This is a genomic window from Pseudomonas sp. PB106, from assembly GCF_009764645.1.
Classification (GTDB): domain Bacteria; phylum Pseudomonadota; class Gammaproteobacteria; order Pseudomonadales; family Pseudomonadaceae; genus Aquipseudomonas.
The window spans coordinates 21,163-40,947 of the sequence record NZ_RWIM01000053.1 but is presented as its reverse complement, the minus strand read 5'-3'; the positions used below and the strand labels follow the sequence as shown (position 1 = coordinate 40,947).

Here is a 19,785-nt window from a genome sequence, read left to right as displayed (position 1 = left end):
ATCCCTGTAGGAGCTGCCGAAGGCTGCGATCTTTTGATCTTAATCCGCGCCAACGACCTCAAAGCGTGATGTAGCAGGCTCCAGCCGAATCATCCGCTTCATTTTCCATTCAAACGCCAGGGTCAAACTCACCGCCGCACACGCCAACCCCAGCGCCAATCCCCACCAAACGCCCGTCGGCCCCCAGTGCAAGTGGAACGCCATCCACCACGCCGCCGGGGCACCGATCAGCCAATAGCAGCCGAGTCCGACCAGAAACGTGGTCTTCGCATCTTTAAGTCCACGAATGCAGCCCATGGCGATCGTCTGCGTGCCGTCGAACAACTCGAACCATGCCGCCACGGCCAGCAGGCTCACCGCGAGGCGGATCACCTCGGCAAACGCCGGATTGTTGTGATCAAGGAACAATCCCACCAACTGATTCGGCAGCAACCAGAACACCATGGCAAACCCGAGCATGACCACCGCGCCAAACACGATCCCGACCCGCCCGGACATCCGCGCATCGCTCAATTGTCCGGCGCCGTAATGCTGGCCGACGCGCATGGTGATCGCGTAGGACATCCCCGCCGGCACCATGAATGCCACTGAAACAATCTGCAGAGCAATCTGGTGCGCGCCCAACTGCGTGCTGCCCATGGTGCCCATGCACAACGCCGCAAATGCGAACAAACCGACTTCCACCGCGTAGGTGCCGCCGATTGGCAGGCCGAGGCGCCACAGCTCTTTCAGGTACTGCCGGTTCGGCCGTGACAGGCCCGCGCGCAGCGGATAAGCGTCATACGCTGGGTGCCGGCGGATGTGCCACGCCAACGCGAGTGCCATGCAGTTGGCGACGATCGCCGTGACCAGTCCGATGCCCGTCAGACCCATTTTCGGCAGACCGAACATGCCGGTGATCAGCGCGTAATTGAGCAGGAAGTTGGCCACCGTGCCGGCCAGGCTGATAACCATCACCGGCGTCGCCCGGCCAATCGCACTGGTGAAGCCGCGCAAAGCCATGAAACTCAGGTAGCCGGGCAGAGCGAAGGGCAGGGCGATCAGAAATTGCCCGGCAGCGTTGACGTTGGTTTCGGTCTGGCCGAACAGCAGCAACACCGGTTTCAGGTTCCACAGCAGCAAGCCGGCGCCCAGCGCCATCAGCCACGCGAGCCACAAACCGGCCTGAGTCAGTCGCGCTGCACCAATAATGTCGCCGGCACCCTTGCGAATTGCCACCAGCGTGCCGACCGCCGCAATCACGCCAATGCAGAAAATCGACACAAATGAATAACTCGCCGCACCGAGACCGCCACCGGCCAACGCTTCCGGACTGAGGCGCGCCATCATCAGGGTGTCAGTCAGCACCATCAACATGTGCGCCAACTGTGAAGCGATCAACGGCCCTGCCAGCCGCAGAATGGCCCAGAGTTCGGTACGCACAGGATGCTGCATGGTCATCACCACTCAATTTTCAGAGGGAGCAGGAGACCGTCGATTCTCGGCGCTTGGCAGGCATTGCACAAAGGGATAAAAAGGATGGATGGCATGATTAAAACTCATCCTGAGCAGATTCTGTCAGGCTGGCTGCATCCCGCTATAGGAGCTTTCTGTATGTCTCGTCGTCTTCCTCCCTTGTATGCCCTGCGCGCATTTGAAGCGGCAGCGCGGCATAGCTCCTTCACCCGTGCGGCGGAAGAGTTGTCGATCACCCAGAGTGCGGTCAGTCGGCATATTCGAACCCTGGAAGATCATTTCGCTTGCCGGCTGTTCCATCGCAGCGGGCGCAATCTGCAACTGACCGAAGCGGCCCGCCTGCTGTTGCCCGGTATCCGCGAAGGCTTCACTGCTCTGGAACGGGCCTGCAATACGTTGCGTGCCGAAGACGACATCCTGCGCATGAAAGCGCCGTCGACGTTGACCATGCGCTGGTTGTTGGCGCGGCTCAGTCGCTTCCGTCATTTGCAGCCGGGCAATGAAGTGCAATTGACCAGCGCCTGGATGGACGTCGATTCGGTGGACTTCAACGATGAGCCGTTCGATTGCGCGGTGTTGCTGAGCGACGGGCATTTCCCGCCAGACTGGGAAGCGAGCCAGTTGTTTCCCGAGGAACTGATTCCGGTTGGCGCGCCGAACCTGCTCAATGACCAGCCGTGGGATCTGGCCCGGCTGGCGTCCACCGAACTGCTCCACCCGACCCCGGATCGCCGCGACTGGCGCAGTTGGCTGGAGCACATGGGGCTGTCCGATCAGGTCTCGCTCAAGGGCGGGCAGGTCTTCGACACATTGGAACTGGGCATGATTGCAGCGGCTCGCGGTTACGGCGTATCGATGGGCGATCTGCTGATGGTGGCCGAGGATGTCGCGCAGGGTCGGCTGAGTCTGCCGTGGCCGACCGCCGTCGCCAGCGGACTGAATTATTACCTGGTGTGGCCAAAAACCCGTCCGGGAGGTGAACGTTTGCGCCGCCTCAGCGACTTCCTGCAAGGCGAAGTCCGCGCCATGGAGCTGCCGGCGGTTACGCGCTTGAGCTGAAACGTTGGAGCCGCCACAATGGCGGCCTTGCGCCATACCCACGTTGCGCGCTCAAGTATTCGGTTTCACCGCCGACTATGAGCATGTGGAACCGTCGTGCCGGTCTCCACGATTCACCCCCACTATTAGAAAATTATCCGAGTCGAGATCAAGGAGGATCCCGTCGCTCGGCCAGGAGCTGTCCATGTCTCAACCTCGCGCTCGGATCGCCTCGCAGCTGGGCCTCGCCCTTGCTGTGATACTGGCGATAGTTATCAGTGGCAGTACGGTGTTCGCCCTGCGTTCGCTGGATACCGCCAACCTCGCCACCCGTGAAGAGCATCTGGCCAGTGAGGCGCGGCTGCTGGCCGACCAACTGAGCACGTTCCACGGCACGCTGCGTGAAAGCACCCAGCGTCTGAGCGGGTTGTTCGAGAAGCGCTTCAGCGCTGGCCTGAGCATTCACGCCGATGAGCCGGTGAATGTCGCCGGGACCCAGACCCCGGGCCTGCACCTGGGCAGCGAAGTGTTGAACAACAACTTCAAGGAAGTCGACGAGTTCAAGCAAATGACCGCCGGCGTCGCCACACTGTTCGTGCGCAGCGGCGAAGACTTCGTGCGGGTCAGCACCTCGTTGACCAAGCAGGATGGCAGCCGTGCCATCGGCACCTTGCTTGATCACGCGCACCCGGCCTACGCCAAGTTGATGGCGGGGCAAGGCTACGTCGGCCGCGCCTTGCTGTTCGATCGTTCGTACATGACCCAATACACCCCGGTGCGTGATGGCAGCGGCAAGGTGATTGCGGTGCTGTTCGTCGGCTTCGACTACACCGACGCGCAGAACGCCCAGTTCGACAACCTCAAGCGCTTCCGCATCGGCCAGACCGGCTCGCTGGCGCTGCTCGATGAGCAAAACAAATGGCTGGTTCCACCTGCGGGTGTGCAGGCGCTGGATCAGGCGATTCCGGTGATCAACGGTTTGTCGAAGACGCCAGGCAAAGGTCAGTTCTGGGGCGACAAGGCCGAGGATTTCTACAGCGTCGCCGTGCCGTTCGACGGTGGCCCGTGGTCGGTCGTGGCGAGCATGCCGAAGGCCGAGATTCGCGCGGTGACCTGGAGCGTCGGTACGCAACTGGCGATCGGCAGCCTGCTGGCGATGCTGTTGGCCGTAGGTTCGGCGATGTGGCTGCTGCGTTCCAAGCTGCAACCGCTGGGTGATCTGGTGCGTCAGGCTGAAGCCCTGGGTGCCGGTGATCTGAGCGTGCGCCTGAACGTGACGAGCAACGACGAGATCGGTCAGTTGTCCCGCGCGTTCAACCAGATGAGTCAGGCATTGTCGACCATGGTCGAGCACATCCGTCGTTCTTCCGAAGAGGTCAACAGCCGTGCGCAGGCGCTGTCCGGTTTGTCCGGTGGCGCTTACGAAGGCATGGAGCAGCAGTCCGGCGAAATCACCAGCATGGCCGGCGCGGTGGAAGAGTTCAGCGCCACTTCGCTGAACATCGCCGACAACATGGGTGCGACCCAGCGTCTGGCCCAGGAAAATGCCCAGCAAACGCAGATCGGTCGCAGCTCGATGCAAGAGGCTTCGTCGTCTCTGGAGCAAATCGCTGGCGCGCTGAACAGCACGGCCACGGTGATCAACACCCTCGGCCAGCGTTCCCAGGAAATCGGCGGCATCGTCGGCGTGATCACCTCGATTGCCGAGCAGACCAACCTGTTGGCGCTCAACGCTGCGATTGAAGCGGCGCGTGCCGGTGAACAAGGTCGCGGTTTTGCTGTGGTGGCCGATGAAGTGCGCAGTCTGGCTTCGCGTACCCGTCAGGCGACCGATGAAATCTCCAGCATGATTCACAGCATTCAGCAGGAAACCGGCAATGCGATCAGCACCATGGAGCAGGGCAATGTGCTGATGCAGGAAGGCTTGTCGCGCAACGCCAATGTCGCCTCGGCGCTGGCTCGCATCGATGAGCAGAGCCGCTCGGCGGGGCAGCAGTTTGCCGCGATTACCACCGCGACTCAGGAGCAGAGCAGCACGGCGACATTGCTCAGCAGCAACCTGCAGAGCATTGCCCTGGCCAACAGTGAGCAGCGTGAGGTGGTGTCGAACCTTGCGGTCACCGCGAAAGAGCTGGAGAAGCTGGCGGCGGATTTGCGTTCTGAGGTTGATCGCTTCCGTTGATGCGCCAATGCCCTTGTAGGAGCTGACGAGTGAAACGAGGCTGCGATCTTTAGATTCTGAAAAGCAAGATCAAAAGATCGCAGCGTGCCGCAGCTCCTACACGCTGTCAGTTACATTTGGCGCTGCTCGACACTTCCTTGCTCGCCAGTTTCAACTGCTTGGCCAGTTCGGCCGCGTTGGTGCTTGAGTAAACCCGGCCTCCGGTGTTTTTCGCAATGCACTGCGAAGGTCCGCCGGCGCCGATGTTCACCACGTTGACTCGCAACCGCGGCTGCTCTTGGGCAATGCGTCGGGACACGGCGCAAACGTCCTTCTGGCAACCGTCTTCGCCGTCAACGAACATCACGATCACCGCGTCATTGTTGCGCCCGTCAACGGTGCTCGCTGCCTTGGCCAGACTGTCGGCCAGCGGTGTGCCCTGGTTGGGCACCAGGCCACGGATCCCGTTGATCAGGCGCTGACGATCAGCAAATTTGAACACCCCTTGGTCAGGCGTGCTTTCGCAACCGGCGAAGGTGATCAGGCGCGTGTCGATCTTCGGATCCAGCGCGTTGATCATCCCTGCCAGCGAGTCCTGAGCGACGTTCATGCGGCTCGGTTTCTCGAAGATTTGCAGGGTGCGGCTCGGGTCGGTGTATTTGTTGAGATTGTTGCCAAAGAACCAATCTTCGTCGGCTTTCACCGCTTTGATGTTGAGCTCCATCGAGCCCGAGGTATCGAGGACCACGACGAATTGCGGGACCACCGCATTCGGTGCTTTTTTACGGCAGGCGAAGTTGTCCAGTGTCGGTGGCGGCGGCGGGGCGACGACCACCGGTTTTGGCGGCGGAACGGGTGCGGGTTCGGGTACCGGCTCTGGTTCTGGTTCTGCAACAGGTTCCGGTTCCACGACGGGCTCAGGCACTGGCGCGACCGGTTGTTCCACTGGTGCCACGATTGGTGCTGCCGGTGGCACCGCGACAACAGCAGGCTCACGATGCAGAAACCACCACAGCCACAGCGCCAGTAGCAGCAACAACAGCGCCAGCAAGGCAGCGGCAATCCACCAGCCACGGCGTGACGGCGGCACTACCGGCGCCATTGGCACCGGCGGAACAACCGGCGGCACGATCGGGCGGGGCGGTCGCTGGTTCCAGCGCACCACCAGTGGCTCGCCGTTGAGGCTGTAGAGCTTGTCCAGCTCCGGGCTGCCGAGCAGGCTGCGCAGATCATCCGCGACACTCGGCTGCCCGCGTTTTTGCAATTCATCGGCCAATTGTTCGAGGGAGGTCTGGCGCACCTCATAGGTTTGCAGCAAGCGGCGCTGCGCGTCTTCATTGAGCTCGGCATAGGGCGTGGGCTGGCCACCCAGTTCGGTCCACCATTCCAGCACCTCGCCACTGCCCATCCGGGGGATGGCGAACAGGCTCGCGGTGTTGGGTGGAAAGTGTTTCTGAATGAGGGCGACTTTGGCCTGCAGCGCACTCATTCCCTCCGGTGTGGCGTGCGCATCCCTGATGACCCGCTGCATGACGACGATTCCTGAAAAAGCTGCAGGCCTGCGACGGCAGGCCTGCGGGGTGAACAGTTACTCTTCGTAACCGAGACTGAACTGCAACTGATTGACCTTCTTCTGCAGCGTTTTCAGCTGTTCCTGCTTGGCCGCCAGGGTCGCCGGTGAAGCCTTGGTGGTTGGCGTTGCCTGCGAGGCCTTGAGCTGCTGCTCCAGATCAGCAATCTGCTTCTGCACCGAGCCTTCATTGCCGCGCCGGCCCTTGAGCGAGGTCAGCAACTTACCCAGCGACTGGTTCAACTCAGCCTGGGATTTCTGCTGGCTGGCCAGATCGGTTTTAGTGCTCAGTTGCTGGGCCTGGATGTTCTGGTAGACCTGACGGAACATCGCGTTCTGCTGGCGCGACTCGGTCAACGCCAACTCCTTCTGCTTGACCTGATCGCTGTAGCCACCGGAGTAGTCACAGTTCATCTTGGTCAGCATGCTGCTGTCGCGATTGGTCGCATCGCATTCGCCCGGCTTGGTGGCGCAACCGCCCAACGCCAGGATGGCGGTGAGGACCGCCAGCTGTTTTAGGGTCATGTGCTTAGCCCAGGGTGATCGCGGAGCGCTGGCTGTAGAGACCGTCGACTTCCTTTTGTAGGGCGGCGACTTTCTCGTTCATCTTCAGGATGTTCACGTCCACCTGCTTCATCTCGGCGCTGGCACCCTGAGCACGTTCGGCGTCAGCCACTTTGGTGTACTCGGTGACCTTGGTGCGCATGTTGCCGAGGTCTTTGCGCAGACGCGCGATGTTCTGGTCGATCTCGGCGATTTGCGCCTGGGCCTTGGTCTTGTCGACCTTCTTGCTGGCGATGTCTTTCTTGATCTGGGCGATGCGGGCCTGATCGTCGTTGATCACTTGTTGCGCGGTCGCAGTACGGGCAACCACGTTTTGCGTGTCCTGCTCGACATCGCTGTTCATCTTCGCCAGACGGGTCGTGGTGTCGGAGTATTCGCTGCGACGCTGATCCAGGTAGTAGTTGGCACCCATGGCCACGCCACACGCGGTGATACCGGCGGCGATGGCGCAAACAGCCTTGTTGCTGCTGTTAGACAGCGCGCAACCGAGGATGCCGACGCCGGCACCCACGGCACAGGCCTGATAACCAGACTTGCTGAAGAACTGCGCGTCACTGCCCTGAGTCAGGCGTGGGTCAGCACCGTCGCTGCCGCCGAGCATCGAGCTGCCAGTGTTGGCGCAACCGGTCAGCAGCAGGCTGCCGGTGACAACGAAAGCGATTTGTAGCTTGAAGCGAGTCCAGAGGCTGCGCGACATGGTGAAGCTCCTTGATGACAGTGTTGTGGTGCGTTGTTATTGGGATACGGTTTTGCAGCTGTTGAGCCAAGCGTCGGTGTCGATCTTCTGCTTTTGCAGGAAGGTCTTCTGATTGGCCCAGTGCGTGCGCAAATAAGGTTTGAGGTCTTGCAGCTGTTTGTTGCGGGTGATGATTTCTTCCATCACCGGAACCTGTGCTTCAAGCAGCGGCTGGCCGTACAGCGTCGCCGATTCCACCAGACTGCTGGCGTAGTAACGGCTGAGTTTGTGCAGGCGATCCTTCTGCTCGTCGAGCTTGCCCTTGCGCATGTCGCAACTGGCGTCCTTGTCGGCGGACTCGCAGTTGAGCTTGTAGTTTTTCTGCAGGAAATCCACGTACTGGCCGTCATCGAGCATCTTGGTGCAGAGAAACGCACCGAGGTTGAGGCTGGCGCGAATCGCCTGATCGCGGGTTTCTTCCTGCTGTTGATTGCTCGCGCGCAACTGGTTTTCCAGGGCCTGGAGTTTTTCCTTGAGCGCCTTGTCTTCGACGCCCGAAGCCAGATTATTCAGCGATTGCACCGTGCCTTTATCGGCGGATTCGGTTTCCTTGCTGCCGGTGCCGAGTTTCTTCCAGCTGCTTTCGATGCTGGCAACTCGTTCACGCGAGGTCAGGGTTGGCGAGACCATCACCAGACGCAGACCTGAGGTCTTGTTCTTCACCTGGCCTTCGGCGTTGTAGTACGGCTGTTCCTTGCGCAGCGCAGTGCGCAGGTCGGCCTGAGCGGTGAGGTAGTTGCCGCCGCGCACCACATAACCACCGGCCTGGCCGTGCTGACGGTCGAGTTTGTTCAGGCGAAACGGCTCGAACATCATCTCGTCGACGTTGCCGAGCATGTCGTGCAGGCCCAGTGGGTTGGGTTTTTGCAGGCCGGTCAGTTGCAGTTTGCCGTTGGACGATTGTGCCCCGGCGAACCACTCGTAGGCGTTGATGCCGTCCGGCATCGGATAGTGCGTATCGCGGAATTCTGCCGCGCCGACTTCCAGTCCGCCACGTGCGGCGAACTCCCATTCGACCTCGGTCGGCAAGCGCAGGAAACCTAGCGCGCCGTCTTCTTTCGGCAACTTGTCGGCAGCGTTCTTGCGCAGCCACAGGTTGTATTTGTCGGCGGCATCGATGGCTTGCACCCAGCTCACGGCAACTTGCGGCAGGCGCATTTTGGTCGCAGCGGTGGGGCAGGTTTCTTCGGTCAGCGCGGCGTATTGCAGCTGACTCATTTCGTACTTGGCCATCAGGTAGTAACGGGATTTATCGCTCTTGCCGCCGGTAAAACTGCCGGCGATGAAGGTCGGCCGAGTCTGTTCGACATAGCCGTACTCGGCGCCGTCCTGACCGATGTTGATCGGGTAGTCATCGAGCGGCCCGGCGACCGGAATGAACACCTTGCGAAACACCATCGAGCCCTCGCACGGCATCGGCAGGACAACGTCGCTGGCCTCGGGCATCGGGTTGTAATATTTCTCTTCCCAGCCCGCCGCCGAGGCGTCGAGCAGGTAGCCCAGGCTCAGGGGCAACAGCAAGCCAAAACGTTTATAGCTCACGCAGACTCTCCGCAGGTTGGATGTTGATGGCCCGCACGGCGCCGATCACGGCCACCAGTGCAGCGACCAGAAAGGTCAGAAGCAGGGCAGCGAGGCCATGCCAGAAAGTGATGTGGCAAACGAACGTGCCGGTGGCCTGACTGCTGCCGAGCAAGTAGTCGAACAAATGGCTGCCGACGGCATAAAACCCCAGCCCGCCGAGGTAGCCGGCGAGGCTCAGCAGCAGCGCTTGGGTGATTACGAAGCCGCCGACTGCCGCCCGGTTGAACCCCAGCAGGCGCAGCACGGCAAGGCTTTTGCGCTTGCGGTCGATGTTGGCCAGGAACGCCCCGACCATCGACGCCACGCAACCGATCAGCGCCGCCAGGGCGATCACGCCGAAGATCAAACCGAGTACGTGGTTGATGGCTTTGACGTTGTCGATGTCGGCCAGTCGACTCGAGGTTTCGATGTGCTGTTCGTTGAGCCAGCGTTCCAGCGGCGCAACCTGATCGATGTCACGCGCATACACGCGGGCTCGCGCATACAGCGGTTGCAGATTGCCTTGCGGCTTGCCGGTGGCGATGCCGAACGCCGCGACCTGATAACCGTCGCGAAAGCGTTCGAGATCCAGCAGCAGCGGCGGCGCGACAAACCCGGCGGCGCGACCGAATCGCGCGCCATCCAGCACCGCGAGGACGCTCAAGCTGATTTCGCCGCGCTCGTTGACGCCTTCCAGCCGACGCAGCACCCGCAGTTGCACACGGTCGCCGGCCTTGGCCTGCAAACGTTGTGCGGCGCGGGCGCTGAGGATCACTTGATTGCCGACCGGGTTGAGTTGCGGCAGGCTCAGTTGCGGGTCGCCAGGTTCGGTGGCGATGATTTCCGCGCCTTCGACAAACTTTTGCAGGCCGACAAACAAGTCCGCCTGGGTATTCAGCGAGCGGGTCTGGCCGAGGGCAAAACCGGTTTCCGGGCGCTGGCGCAGGCGCTCGATCCAACCGCTGTCGTAGTTGCCGTTGCTAAGCATCTTCACTTCAAGATTGCGCGGGTCGCGCAGCAGCTCATCCTGCAACTGGCTGACCACACCGTGCTTGAGTCCGAACAACAGCAACAGCGGCGCGATCACCGCCACCAGCGAGGCGGCGATGCACAGCGACACCTTGCGGTCGTGCCAGAGGTCTTGCAGGGCCAGCGTGGTCAGCAGGCGCAGGCGCTCAGTCCATCGGTTCAAACAGTGTCTCTCCCTGACGGCTGATGGCGCCGAGCCGTGGCAAACCGAAATCCTTGAGCAGCGCCCAATCATGGGAAACCACCAGGGCGCTCAAACCCATACTCGACACCAGGCTCAGCAACAATTCGAACAGACGTCGCGCGCTGTGCGGATCGAGAGCGGCAGTCGGTTCGTCGGCCAACAGCAGCAGCGGTTCATGGGCAATCGCGCGCACGCAGGCGACCCGTTGGCGTTCACCGATCGACAAGGCTTGCGGCTTTTTATCCAGCAAGCCTCGCAGGCGCAGCACCTCGACCGCGTGGTCGATGTGAGCGCTTTGCGCCGGCATCCCCAGCAGACGGCGCGGCAGGCTGATGTTGTCGCGCACACTGAGAAACGGCAGCAAGCCGCCACTTTGCAAGATGAAGCCCAAATCCCGCGAACGCACCGCCGCCAGACCCGGCTGGTCATTGCTGGCCAGCAGCCGGGCGATGTCCTGCGCCGGCTGTGTGGCCGCCGCTGTTTTGCCCAGGCGAAAGCGTTCGAGCTCGACCGGTGCGAGCAACAGGCCGATGGCCTCGAGCAGCGTGCTTTTGCCGCTGCCGCTCTCACCGGTGATGGCGAGGATTTCCCCGGCACCGACCTGCAATTGCGGCAGACGCACGTGATGCGCCAGTGCGCCCTCACCACGGCGCACCAGCAGGTTTTTGATATCGAGCATCAGCGTCTCGTCAGGGCATCATTTCCAGAGGCACGGGGTATACGTTGTCCCGCGCATCGCTGTCCTTGGCCAATGCCACCCAACGGTCGACGTCAGCGTTGTAGCGCTGGTAGTGGCGCAGTTTGGTGTTGAGCGTGCGGATGAATTTCTCTTGCGCCAGACCGTCCCAGCTCTTCCATGTTTCCTCGTCGAGGTTCAACACTTCGCTCTGGTACGGCAGGTCTTCGAGGTACTCGCCGAGCACACCCATGTCCGCCAGTTTGGCATTGCTGTTCTGCTTGAGCTGATTGGGATCGGCGCCCATGGTCGCGGCAACCGAACGCAGACGATCGAACATTTCCGTCGGCGAAATCAGGCCTTCGTTGGCCGCGTCGAGGATCTGCTTCATCACATCACTCAAGTCGCTGAGCTGGGATTTGGTCAGCAGCACGCGCACATCGGTGGTCGGGATGTTCTGCTTGATCAGGTCGCGGTCGGTGATCCACGCCTTGAATACCGGCGGCGCCTTGCTGTTGGTCTTCTCGCCCAGATACGCCAGTTGCATGGCGTGGCCGATCAGCGCGGCATCGTCGAGCATCTTCTTCTCGGCTGGATCCTGCTTGGCGTTCGCCGCGCTGCCGATGGCGTCTTCGCCCATGTAGGCGGCTTTCACCTGCGAGGTGATGGCCGCTGCCAGGGTGTCGACCTTGCGCCCGAACTCCTGAATGTCGCCCGCGTTGACCGGGTAGTACAGCGAGGTATTGGTGCCCGGGTACGTCGACAGGTTCTGGTACTGCGCTTCGGCCTTGGCGTGGTCTTTGACCCCCGCCGGTGTCTTCAGGTGCAGGGTGTAAATCGCCACGCCCGGATTGGCTGCTTCAAGACGAACTTGCGCAGCGCTCAACCCGGTTTTCGACAGCTTGTCGTCGCCTTCGATGGCGCCGGCGTCGGTGATCAGCACCACGTACCGCGCGCCGAACTGGCTCCAGTCGACCTTGTCGATGCTGTGCATCACACCGGCGTAGGCATCTTCGTCGAAGCTGCTGCTGGAGACTTTGGCCTGCTTGAGGTCGGCGACCTTGGCGAGGAAGTCCGCGCTGTCCTTCACCTTGGTCGGGTCGGCGTACATTTTCGTGGTGTATTCCAGGCCCGGCACCGCATCGGTGCTGGAGCGGAAAGCGACCAGACCGAACTTCACTTGTTTGCCGAGGTTCTGCGATTCGATCTGCTGATAAACCTTGCGGATCGCCTCGCGGGTGCGGTCGATGTACGGGTCCATGGAAATCGTCGAGTCGATGACAAACACCACCGCCGCACTGAATTCCTTTAGTTGACTGGTGGCCTTGTCTTCAGCGTCCTTGCCGCCGGAGGCGCCACCAGCGGCGGCACCTTTGGCGTCTTTTGCCTCGGTTTTGCTGACCGATGCGACATTGAGCAGGCGCGTGCGGAAACCCGCTTCGGTCATGACTTCTTCGCCGCTGAGCACCGGCAGCAAGTAGAACTGCTTTTGCAGGTCGACGAAATATTCAGGTTCTTCGGCCAGCACGCCGGGGGCCTGTTGGCCTTTCTTCAGTGTGGCCCGCAGCGGCGCGACTTTGCTCACCGGGTCCGGCGCATCAAGGATGCCTTCGACCGTGGCGCGTTCTTTGAAAAACAGCAGTCGGTCGCGGTTGGCCGGGTTGGTGAAAGCCAGGGTCAGCTGCATTTTCCAGTCAGTGGTGCAACTGGCGGGCAGCCAGCCGATGGTTTTGCCATAGCTGTCGGGGCCGACTTTCAGCCACTCGGCATTGCTCGCCTGGGCGCGCTCGTAGACGTAGAAACGGCTGAACACCGGTTGCTCGTCGCCGGCCGCACCACCCGCCGTCGGGCTGATCTTGCAGCCCGGCGTGGTCAGCACACGCTGGAACAGGGTTTTTTTACCGGCCTGAATCAACGGTTTGTCATCGGCGTGGGCCAACGAGCCAATGCACAGTGCAAGCAGCGCGGCACTGCTGAGCAGGAAACGATTCATGGAGGTGCGCATCACTTCTGCAACTCCTCGAAACGCTGCTTGGCTTCGGCATTGTTCGGGTCTTGGGCCAGGATGGTTTCGTACCAGTAGGCGGCGGTGGCGTTGTCTGCCGTCGGGAAGCAGTCGCTGGCTTTCAGGTACTTCGGATCGTATTCATGGGCGTAAGCGTTGGCGATCAGGGCGTCACCGGCCTGGGCGCGGTTGGCGTACAGACGCTGGGCGACACCGCAGTGCTTGCCGGCCTTGGCCTGGTTGATGATCTCCAGCAGCTTGGCGCTGTCGGGGGCAGCCTTGATGCAGGTCTGCACGAACGTCAGCTCGGGCACGCTGTTCATGCTTTCCAGGGTGCAGGCCTCGGCATCGGCACTCGCCGTTGGCGTTGCGGCGACGGCCGGAGCGGCAGGTTCCGGGGTGCGCTTCATCCACCAGAAACCGGCGGCAGCTGCCAATAGCAACAACACCGCAATGATCAGACCGATCAAACCCTTGTTGCTCTTCTTCACTGGCGCCGGCGGCGGGGTGTAGACAGGCTCAGGCGTAACCGGCTCAGGCTCGACGGGCGCTTCGAGGTCGGGCAGTACCAGCTCAGGCAACTCGGGAATCTCGGGTTCCGGAGCTTTCGGCGTACTCAGTTGCGCGGCGCCGTAAGTCGAGCGGGTTTCACCGCCGGCCGTTGAAGGCAGCAGCCCCACGCCCGGTCGAACCACGCCAACGTCGGTATGCCCCGGCCCCTGCTCGCGCAGTTCGATGCGAAATTGCGAATTGGCGCCGCCTTCCAGCAACGGGTCGACGACTTCCGGGCCAACCTGGGCTTCCAGCGCTTCACCGCTGGCGGCAACGTCGAAACGCGAGACCTGAAACCAGAACGGGTTATTGCTCCAGACTTGTCCTTCCTGGAGATAGAAACTGTCCTGGTTACGCTGAATGGAAAACTCCAGCTGTTCCTCGGCGCCTGTCCATTTTTTTACGGTCAGGCAGGCGCGGCCAGGGACATTGGGCTCTAACGCGAGCAGGTCGACACGAATTGGCATTGCTTATCTCGCTGCGAAAGCGGTGAGCACTTGGCCCAGCCGTTCGTTCTGTTCAGGGGTGATTTCGCGACCGGCACCATGGCCGGCGTTGTCCAGCGTGATGTAGGCCAGGCCCGAGAGCCAGTCGCCCAAAAACAGCTGCGCCTGGTTCGACGGCTGTGCCGGCAGCACCGGAACTTGTCCCGGACCGATGTCGGCATAGAACGAAAACAGCGGCGCCTTGGCACCGGCCCGGCTGTTCGGGCGTTCGCTCACCGGTTTCTGGATGTAGCCGAACCAGGAGACGAAATCGCGCAGCACGCGCTGCACTTCCAATACCTGGCGCTCGACCAGTTGATCGCGACGGGCGCCGCTCTGCGCACGCTTGAGTACGGCGCGGCTCAGTTGGCCCGGCAAATCATGACGGTAGCCGGCGGTGATCAATTCATCGACCACAGCTTCGAGCAAGGCTTTCTCAAGACCCAGCAGGTTGAGCAGGCTTTGCCGGGTGGTCAGTTCGCGCAAATGGGCGATCCAGGCTTTGAACGCCGCTTTGGCAAAGCGGTGTTCATTGCTTTGCAGTTCCGGCGCGGCGCTGCTGGTTTTGCTGCTAACGGGCGCACTGTCCTGGCCGAGGTCGCCGCCGAAGTCGAAATCGAAACCAGCGTCGTTGCCGTACAGGCTCTGGCTCGGCGGCGTGCTGACCGGCTCATCGCTGGCGGTCGGCTCTTCGTCGGTTTCGTAGACGCCGCTGAGGTACAGGTCACGGACTTCTTCGCTGCTCATGTCGAGCTGATCGATCAGCTCGCCGAGCACCGCCGGACGCCGACCCAGGCCGGACAGAATCATTTGCGCCTGGGCTTTCTTGGCGGCTGCCGCACCGTCACCGTCGGCGTGATACCAAGTGCTGAGGCCGTGAGTGGTCAGGCCTGCAAGGCATTCGTCGAGTTGCTCGCGGATGCGCTGCAACTTGAATTCGATATTGGCCACGCCAGTAAAACTGCCGCTGAAATGGCTAATGCCGCCGTCGTCATTGTGCAGCATTTCCGTCCAGGCTTTGGCCGGATTGGCAACGTGTTTGCACACCAGCGCGTTGCTGGCGAAGCTGCTGCCCAACGCTTCGACGCGACTTTGATAATTGCTGTTGAGGCCGGTTTCGGCGCCGCTGGCGTCCTGCACGATAAACGCCGCGTCCATCCGCGGTTTGCGCACCAGGAAGGTGTTCTGGAACGGCGTGCCGGCCCAGTCGTTCATCCAGTTGAGGCTGCCGAAGCGCTCGAGCATGGTCAGCTTGACCATGCCGTTCCAGCTCTCGTCGTATTGATCGGCGGTCAGGCTCAGCGAGTTGGTCACCCGCAGGTCGAGCATGGTCAGTGCCCAGATCAGTCCGGTCGCGCGTTTGCTGCGTTCGGCGGCATCGGCGCCCTGGGTTTTTTCGATCCAGCGTGTCAGCACCGGGCCGACGTCGTTGACGTCGCTTTGTTTGGTCGAGCCGGTGCAGACCACCAGCGCGTTCATTTCCTGATTGTCGGTGTAGCGCTCGAACAGGTAAGCGACCTTGCCCCGCAGAATCAGCTGCGAGACCGAGTTGTCCTTGGTCGCGGATTCCGGGTCGCTGGAGTCGGCAATCTCGTGGAGCTTCTTGCGCCCGCGATAACCGGGGAAGTCGAGCAAGTCGACCTGATTGACGATGTCGTCCGCCGGCGGCTCGATCAGGCCGAAGGTCATCTCGGCGGTCAACGCCGCCAGCTGCGCAACCGGAATGCCCTGACTGTTTTGCAGGCGTCCGCCGACTTGCGGGCGCACGTCGACCGGCAAGTCTGCCGGGCTGCCGAAGCGTTCGAGAATGTCGACGTTCATGATGCTGTCGCGCTGGCTGTAGGTGTCGTTCTCGAACGTCACCAAGGCTTTCAGCGGGGCGAACACGGTTTCGGGCAGGCCGAGCTTGTGCAGTGCGCCCGCCAGTTGTTGATACACGCGGGTCAGCTCGCGTTGCTCGCCCCAGAGGATGGCGAACAGCTCGGCACGTTCCTGATAGTTCAGGCGTGGCGCCAGTTGCAGCGCTTTCGGCCAGTACAGGTGTTCGAGTTTTTTCACCGAATTGCGGAAGTTGTCCCGCAGGTAATCCCACAGCGACACCAGATCGTCGGCGTTGACGCCCGGTTGCAGCGGCCCGTTCTCGCGGCCTTCGAACGGTTTCAGCACGCGCTGGATGCGTTCTTCGTCAATCTCGTAGGAGATCCGCTCAAGGTCGAAGTCCTTGAACCAGGAGTTGGCGAGAATCTTCGCCAGCTCGACTTCCTTGAACAGTGTCAGCTCCACCGGGAACTGCGGGTCCTGGCTCGGCGTGGCGCGACGGCTGAAGCGCGTGACCAGACCGGTCGCTTCCTTGCCGCCACCGACCGGGTTGATGTGGCGGATGAAGTCCAGCCGCTGGCCACCGTAGTCGGTCTCCAGTTTGCCGTTCTGACCCGCCGCCAAAGCGGAAATCAGATAGGACTTGCCGGCCTGGGACAAACCGAAAAAGCCGATTGTCATCGGTGTGCAGGCCACGCGACCGAGGCTGTGGGCCAGGTTGCGGGCGCGATGCAGGCGGATGTTCAGGTTGTCGGCTTCGCTGTCCAGACGCGGTGCGTTGACGCGCGTCTGGTCAATCCAGTCCAGTGCCTGACCGGCACCTTTGTAAACCGCAGCCCATTGGGCAGAGAGCTGGCGTTGCTCGGGGGTCAGGTCGTTCATTTGCGTTTCACACTTCCACTGTCGAGCCAGTACTTGGTCTCGCTCAGGCCGGCGTCGAGCATGGTGTTGAGTTCCAGCTCGAGGTCGCTGCGCGGGTTGAAGCTGACGTTGCTGCTGTTGGATTCGATGGCCCGCACCGAGAGGCGGTCGCTGACCAGATCCTGTTTTTTCGTGTATTGATCGGCGCTCTTCACCTCGAAGCGCACCTTGAGCAACGGCGCACTACCGTTTTCACCGACCGCACGGGAGAACTTCTCCCGACCACTCTTGGTGAAACGCAAGGTGTACAACGGCGAGGCCGACCAGCGATCAGCCGCCAACTGGCGGAAGCCCAGACGCAGATCGCCGCGCATTTCCAGCTGCGGCGTGTCGGCGTCATCACCGACGCCGATTTCCGGCAACTTGATCTTGTAGTCTTCGGACTGGATGTCGCGGTACAGCACGTCGGCATCCTTGATCACGTTGTTCAGGTCGATCACGCCGATGTGCTTGACCGTCGAATACGGTTTCAGCGCCGAAGAGCGGAAGTAGAAGTTCGGCACGCTGTGGTTGGCGCACAGCAGGCAGAGCATGGCGCCGACCGATGCGGTACTTTTCGGGTCGTCGATGCGGCCGTTTTTGTGGAACGGGTACCAGCCACCGGTACGGTAATTCTGCAGGGCCAGAATGCGCCCCGGAGGCAGCGGCAAGACCTTGCGGATAAACGCCTGAATGCCGGGCAGACGCGAAGGGCGGCCGGTCAGCAGGAGGACGTCGCACGGGTATTGCGCGACTACTTCGCACAACGCACCGAGGATCTTGGTGATGTTGATCTGGTCGTTGAGGAACGCGGCGTGAAGCTTTTGCAGATCGAAGCTGATCTGCGCTTCGTACAGATCGAAATTGCTCTGACCACCAACATCGCGGCGCACGGCAGCATTCACGTATTCGAGCACGGTCAGGCTGATCGCCTGGTCGCCGAGCAACTGGCGATAGCTCTGCGGCGTTACTTCCTGCGGGACTTGCGGGTCGTAGTGTTCGTAGGCCTTGAGCAACGCCAGGCCGAGGGGCGAGAACACTTGCAGGTTCAGTTGCTGGCGCAGGATCACGTCCTGGGCGCTGACCGATTCGTCGCCACACAGGCGAGACATCAACGAGTCCGGCGCTTTCACCCCGGCGTTCTGCAGGGCTTTTTCGAAGCTCGGCAGAATGAAGTCCTGAATCACGTCGAGCAGAATGTCGTCGCCGGCCACTTTGAAACCGTCGCGGAAACGCTGCTCGGGCACGATGTGCACGTTGCTGCCGCTGCCGGTGTTGCCGGCGCGGTCGAGGCGATAATCGGTGATGACCAGGTCGGTGGTGCCGCCGCCGATATCGATGGTCGCCAGCGTGATGCGTTCGCGGTCGGTCTTGTCAGGCCGGGCGATGGTGTCGAAGAACTCTTCCGGGTGACCGGCAAAGTTCTCGTTGACCTCGGTGTACAGGTAGACCAATTGGCCGCAGGACGCTTCGTCCCATTCGACGCGAATGCTCGGGATCGGCGTGCGCGGGCTGGCGCTTTCTGTCTGGTGCGGATCCTCTTCGCCAGCGTGCCAGCCGAGGCTTTTCCACACCAAACCGATGGCTTGCAGCATGCGTTCGTTGAGGATGCTGCGCTCAGCCTGTGGCATCCCCGGCGGCACGGTCAGGGTGATGCTGTTGAGCTGACGCGGCGAGCGGGTGTGGCCCTGGCGCGAGCGTTGAGCCGGGCTGTTGATTTGCGACAGCGCTTGCGCCAGCACTTCGGCGAGCATGAAGGTCATCAGCGAGCTGCGCGAATAGCGCGGCATGAACACCGGCAAACGGTCATCTTCGTCGAGGCTGTAAAGCGCTTCGCCGGTTTCGTTGATCAGGTGCGAAAACGGTGCGGCAGTGGCGTAGGGCTCGTTGTCGGTTTTGACGTACGAGCAGTTGAAACGCCAGCCCGGTGCGTAGGCCTTTTCGTCCCACAGATAACGCTTCGGACTCGACAGCCCGGTCGAGCCTTCGGTGCCGCGACGGCGGCTGGCCAGGCGTCCGGCCTCGTTACCGACGCGGGCGATCGTCGCCCACTGGAACGCATCGTGCCGACCACTTTTGACCGAGCAGTGGTCCTTGCCGAAGTTCGCTTGGGCGAATTCGACCCGGCTTTCGAACGGCTGGTTGTAGGTGTGTTCCGGGGTGATCAGGTCGCGCAGTTCCAGCACGTAGTTGTGCTTGAGCCCGGAGCCGGCCTGACCATGGTTTTCGATGAGGATGCCGCAGGTGCGCGAGTTGCCGACGTCGAGCACCAGATCCACCAGGATCGGCTGACCGTTGCTGTCGTTGGCGACCACTTTCAGTTCCGGGATATCGACTTTCGGCCGCGCCGTCGACTGCATCGCGGTGGACGGCTTGCCCAGCAGGCTCAGCACGTTGAGATAATGCGCCAGGTGATGGTTGGCGCGAATGTCGATGTCGAGCTCTTCACGCGAACGATGGCTGTTGCCCTCGTTGAACAGTTCGAGCAGCCATTCGTTGACCCACGGCTGAGCCAGGAACCAGCGGGTTTCGCTGGCCTTGGTCGCCAGTTTGAAGGAGACGCCGGAGCTGATGTCTTCTTCGTTTGGCGCCAGGTACGCGGTGCCGTCACGCTTGGGCATCACGCGGCTGTCGAAAGCCATGGTCAGGCGATGGGTATTGCCGTCGATGTCGGGCGAGTCCAGTTTGACCAGGCGCATGCGCGACCAGTTGCTCGGACCTTCGTCAAAGCGGTGCGGCGGCATGAAACGGAAAAACGGGATCGGCAGCCAGACGCCGTTGAGCAGGTCGAGACTGCTCTTCATGTCGAGGCTGAACGCCGGTTTGGCCTTCTCGATCTTTTCCGGTTCCGGCTCGTAGAAGTAGAAGTCTTTCTCTTCGTTGTACATCAACCGGCACACCAGCCCGCTGATCATCTGAGCGAACTCGCCCGCCGGCTCCTTGCGAGGATCCAGGCGCAGGGCGAAATCCATGAACTGGATGCCGGTGTCGCTGACGAGCGTGACGGTGTCTTCGAACTGGGTGACTTCAGGCAACATTTCGCGTTATT

12 protein-coding genes and 1 pseudogene are annotated in these 19,785 nt (G+C 61.5%); 2 read left to right on the top strand and 11 right to left on the bottom strand.

Going from position 1 to position 19,785, the window contains the following annotated elements; genetic code table 11:
- Positions 1-39: 39 nt before the first annotated feature.
- Positions 40-1,434 carry a NorM family multidrug efflux MATE transporter gene (locus EJA71_RS07380; RefSeq protein WP_158955568.1) on the bottom strand — a complete coding sequence of 465 codons (1,395 nt, stop codon included), beginning with the start codon at positions 1,432-1,434 and terminating at the stop codon, positions 40-42.
- A 159-nt stretch (positions 1,435-1,593) separates the two neighbouring features.
- Here EJA71_RS07380 and EJA71_RS07375 point away from each other — a divergent pair, with 159 nt between their 5' ends.
- Together EJA71_RS07375 and EJA71_RS07370 are read left to right on the top strand one after the other, a co-directional pair.
- Positions 1,594-2,514: a LysR substrate-binding domain-containing protein gene (locus EJA71_RS07375; protein WP_158955550.1), complete on the top strand. Its 921-nt coding sequence runs from the start codon at positions 1,594-1,596 to the stop codon at positions 2,512-2,514.
- Positions 2,515-2,698: 184 nt separating this feature from the next.
- Positions 2,699-4,675: a methyl-accepting chemotaxis protein gene (locus EJA71_RS07370; RefSeq protein WP_158955548.1), complete on the top strand. Its 1,977-nt coding sequence runs from the start codon at positions 2,699-2,701 to the stop codon at positions 4,673-4,675.
- 106 nt (positions 4,676-4,781) lie between these two features.
- Here the strand turns inward: EJA71_RS07370 and EJA71_RS07365 are convergent, their stop codons facing one another.
- The 10 genes and pseudogenes from EJA71_RS07365 to EJA71_RS07320 all read right to left on the bottom strand — a co-directional run bounded on the left by EJA71_RS07365 (position 4,782) and on the right by EJA71_RS07320 (position 19,774).
- On the bottom strand, positions 4,782-6,185 hold the full coding sequence (locus EJA71_RS07365; protein WP_158955546.1) for a VWA domain-containing protein: 1,404 nt from the start codon (positions 6,183-6,185) through the stop codon (positions 4,782-4,784).
- 57 nt (positions 6,186-6,242) lie between these two features.
- Positions 6,243-6,749, bottom strand: a complete 507-nt coding sequence (locus tag EJA71_RS07360; RefSeq protein ID WP_158955544.1) for a hypothetical protein — start codon at positions 6,747-6,749, stop codon at positions 6,243-6,245.
- Positions 6,750-6,753: 4 nt separating this feature from the next.
- The gene (locus EJA71_RS07355) at positions 6,754-7,485 is read right to left on the bottom strand and encodes a hypothetical protein (RefSeq protein WP_064389538.1); all 732 of its coding nucleotides are present in this window, start codon (positions 7,483-7,485) and stop codon (positions 6,754-6,756) included.
- Between the two features lie 36 nt (positions 7,486-7,521).
- Positions 7,522-9,066, bottom strand: coding sequence for an SUMF1/EgtB/PvdO family nonheme iron enzyme (locus EJA71_RS07350; RefSeq protein ID WP_158955542.1), 1,545 nt, complete (start codon positions 9,064-9,066; stop codon positions 7,522-7,524).
- On the bottom strand, positions 9,056-10,279 hold the full coding sequence (locus tag EJA71_RS07345; RefSeq protein WP_158955540.1) for an ABC transporter permease: 1,224 nt from the start codon (positions 10,277-10,279) through the stop codon (positions 9,056-9,058). Before EJA71_RS07345 ends, EJA71_RS07350 begins: the two co-directional genes overlap by 11 nt.
- Positions 10,263-10,904: pseudogene (locus EJA71_RS07340) on the bottom strand (ABC transporter ATP-binding protein); the annotation flags it as partial. The gene EJA71_RS07345 and the pseudogene EJA71_RS07340, both read right to left, overlap by 17 nt.
- Positions 10,905-10,989: 85 nt before the next feature.
- Positions 10,990-12,981 carry a vWA domain-containing protein gene (locus EJA71_RS07335; protein ID WP_178113661.1) on the bottom strand — a complete coding sequence of 664 codons (1,992 nt, stop codon included), beginning with the start codon at positions 12,979-12,981 and terminating at the stop codon, positions 10,990-10,992.
- Positions 12,981-14,000, bottom strand: coding sequence for a hypothetical protein (locus EJA71_RS07330; RefSeq protein ID WP_158955536.1), 1,020 nt, complete (start codon positions 13,998-14,000; stop codon positions 12,981-12,983). The genes EJA71_RS07335 and EJA71_RS07330 overlap by 1 nt, the downstream gene beginning before the upstream one ends.
- Positions 14,001-14,003: 3 nt before the next feature.
- Positions 14,004-16,718, bottom strand: a complete 2,715-nt coding sequence (locus EJA71_RS07325; RefSeq protein ID WP_158955534.1) for a putative virulence factor — start codon at positions 16,716-16,718, stop codon at positions 14,004-14,006.
- The gene (locus EJA71_RS07320) at positions 16,715-19,774 is read right to left on the bottom strand and encodes a virulence factor SrfB (protein ID WP_158955532.1); all 3,060 of its coding nucleotides are present in this window, start codon (positions 19,772-19,774) and stop codon (positions 16,715-16,717) included. Before EJA71_RS07320 ends, EJA71_RS07325 begins: the two co-directional genes overlap by 4 nt.
- Positions 19,775-19,785: the final 11 nt, after the last annotated feature.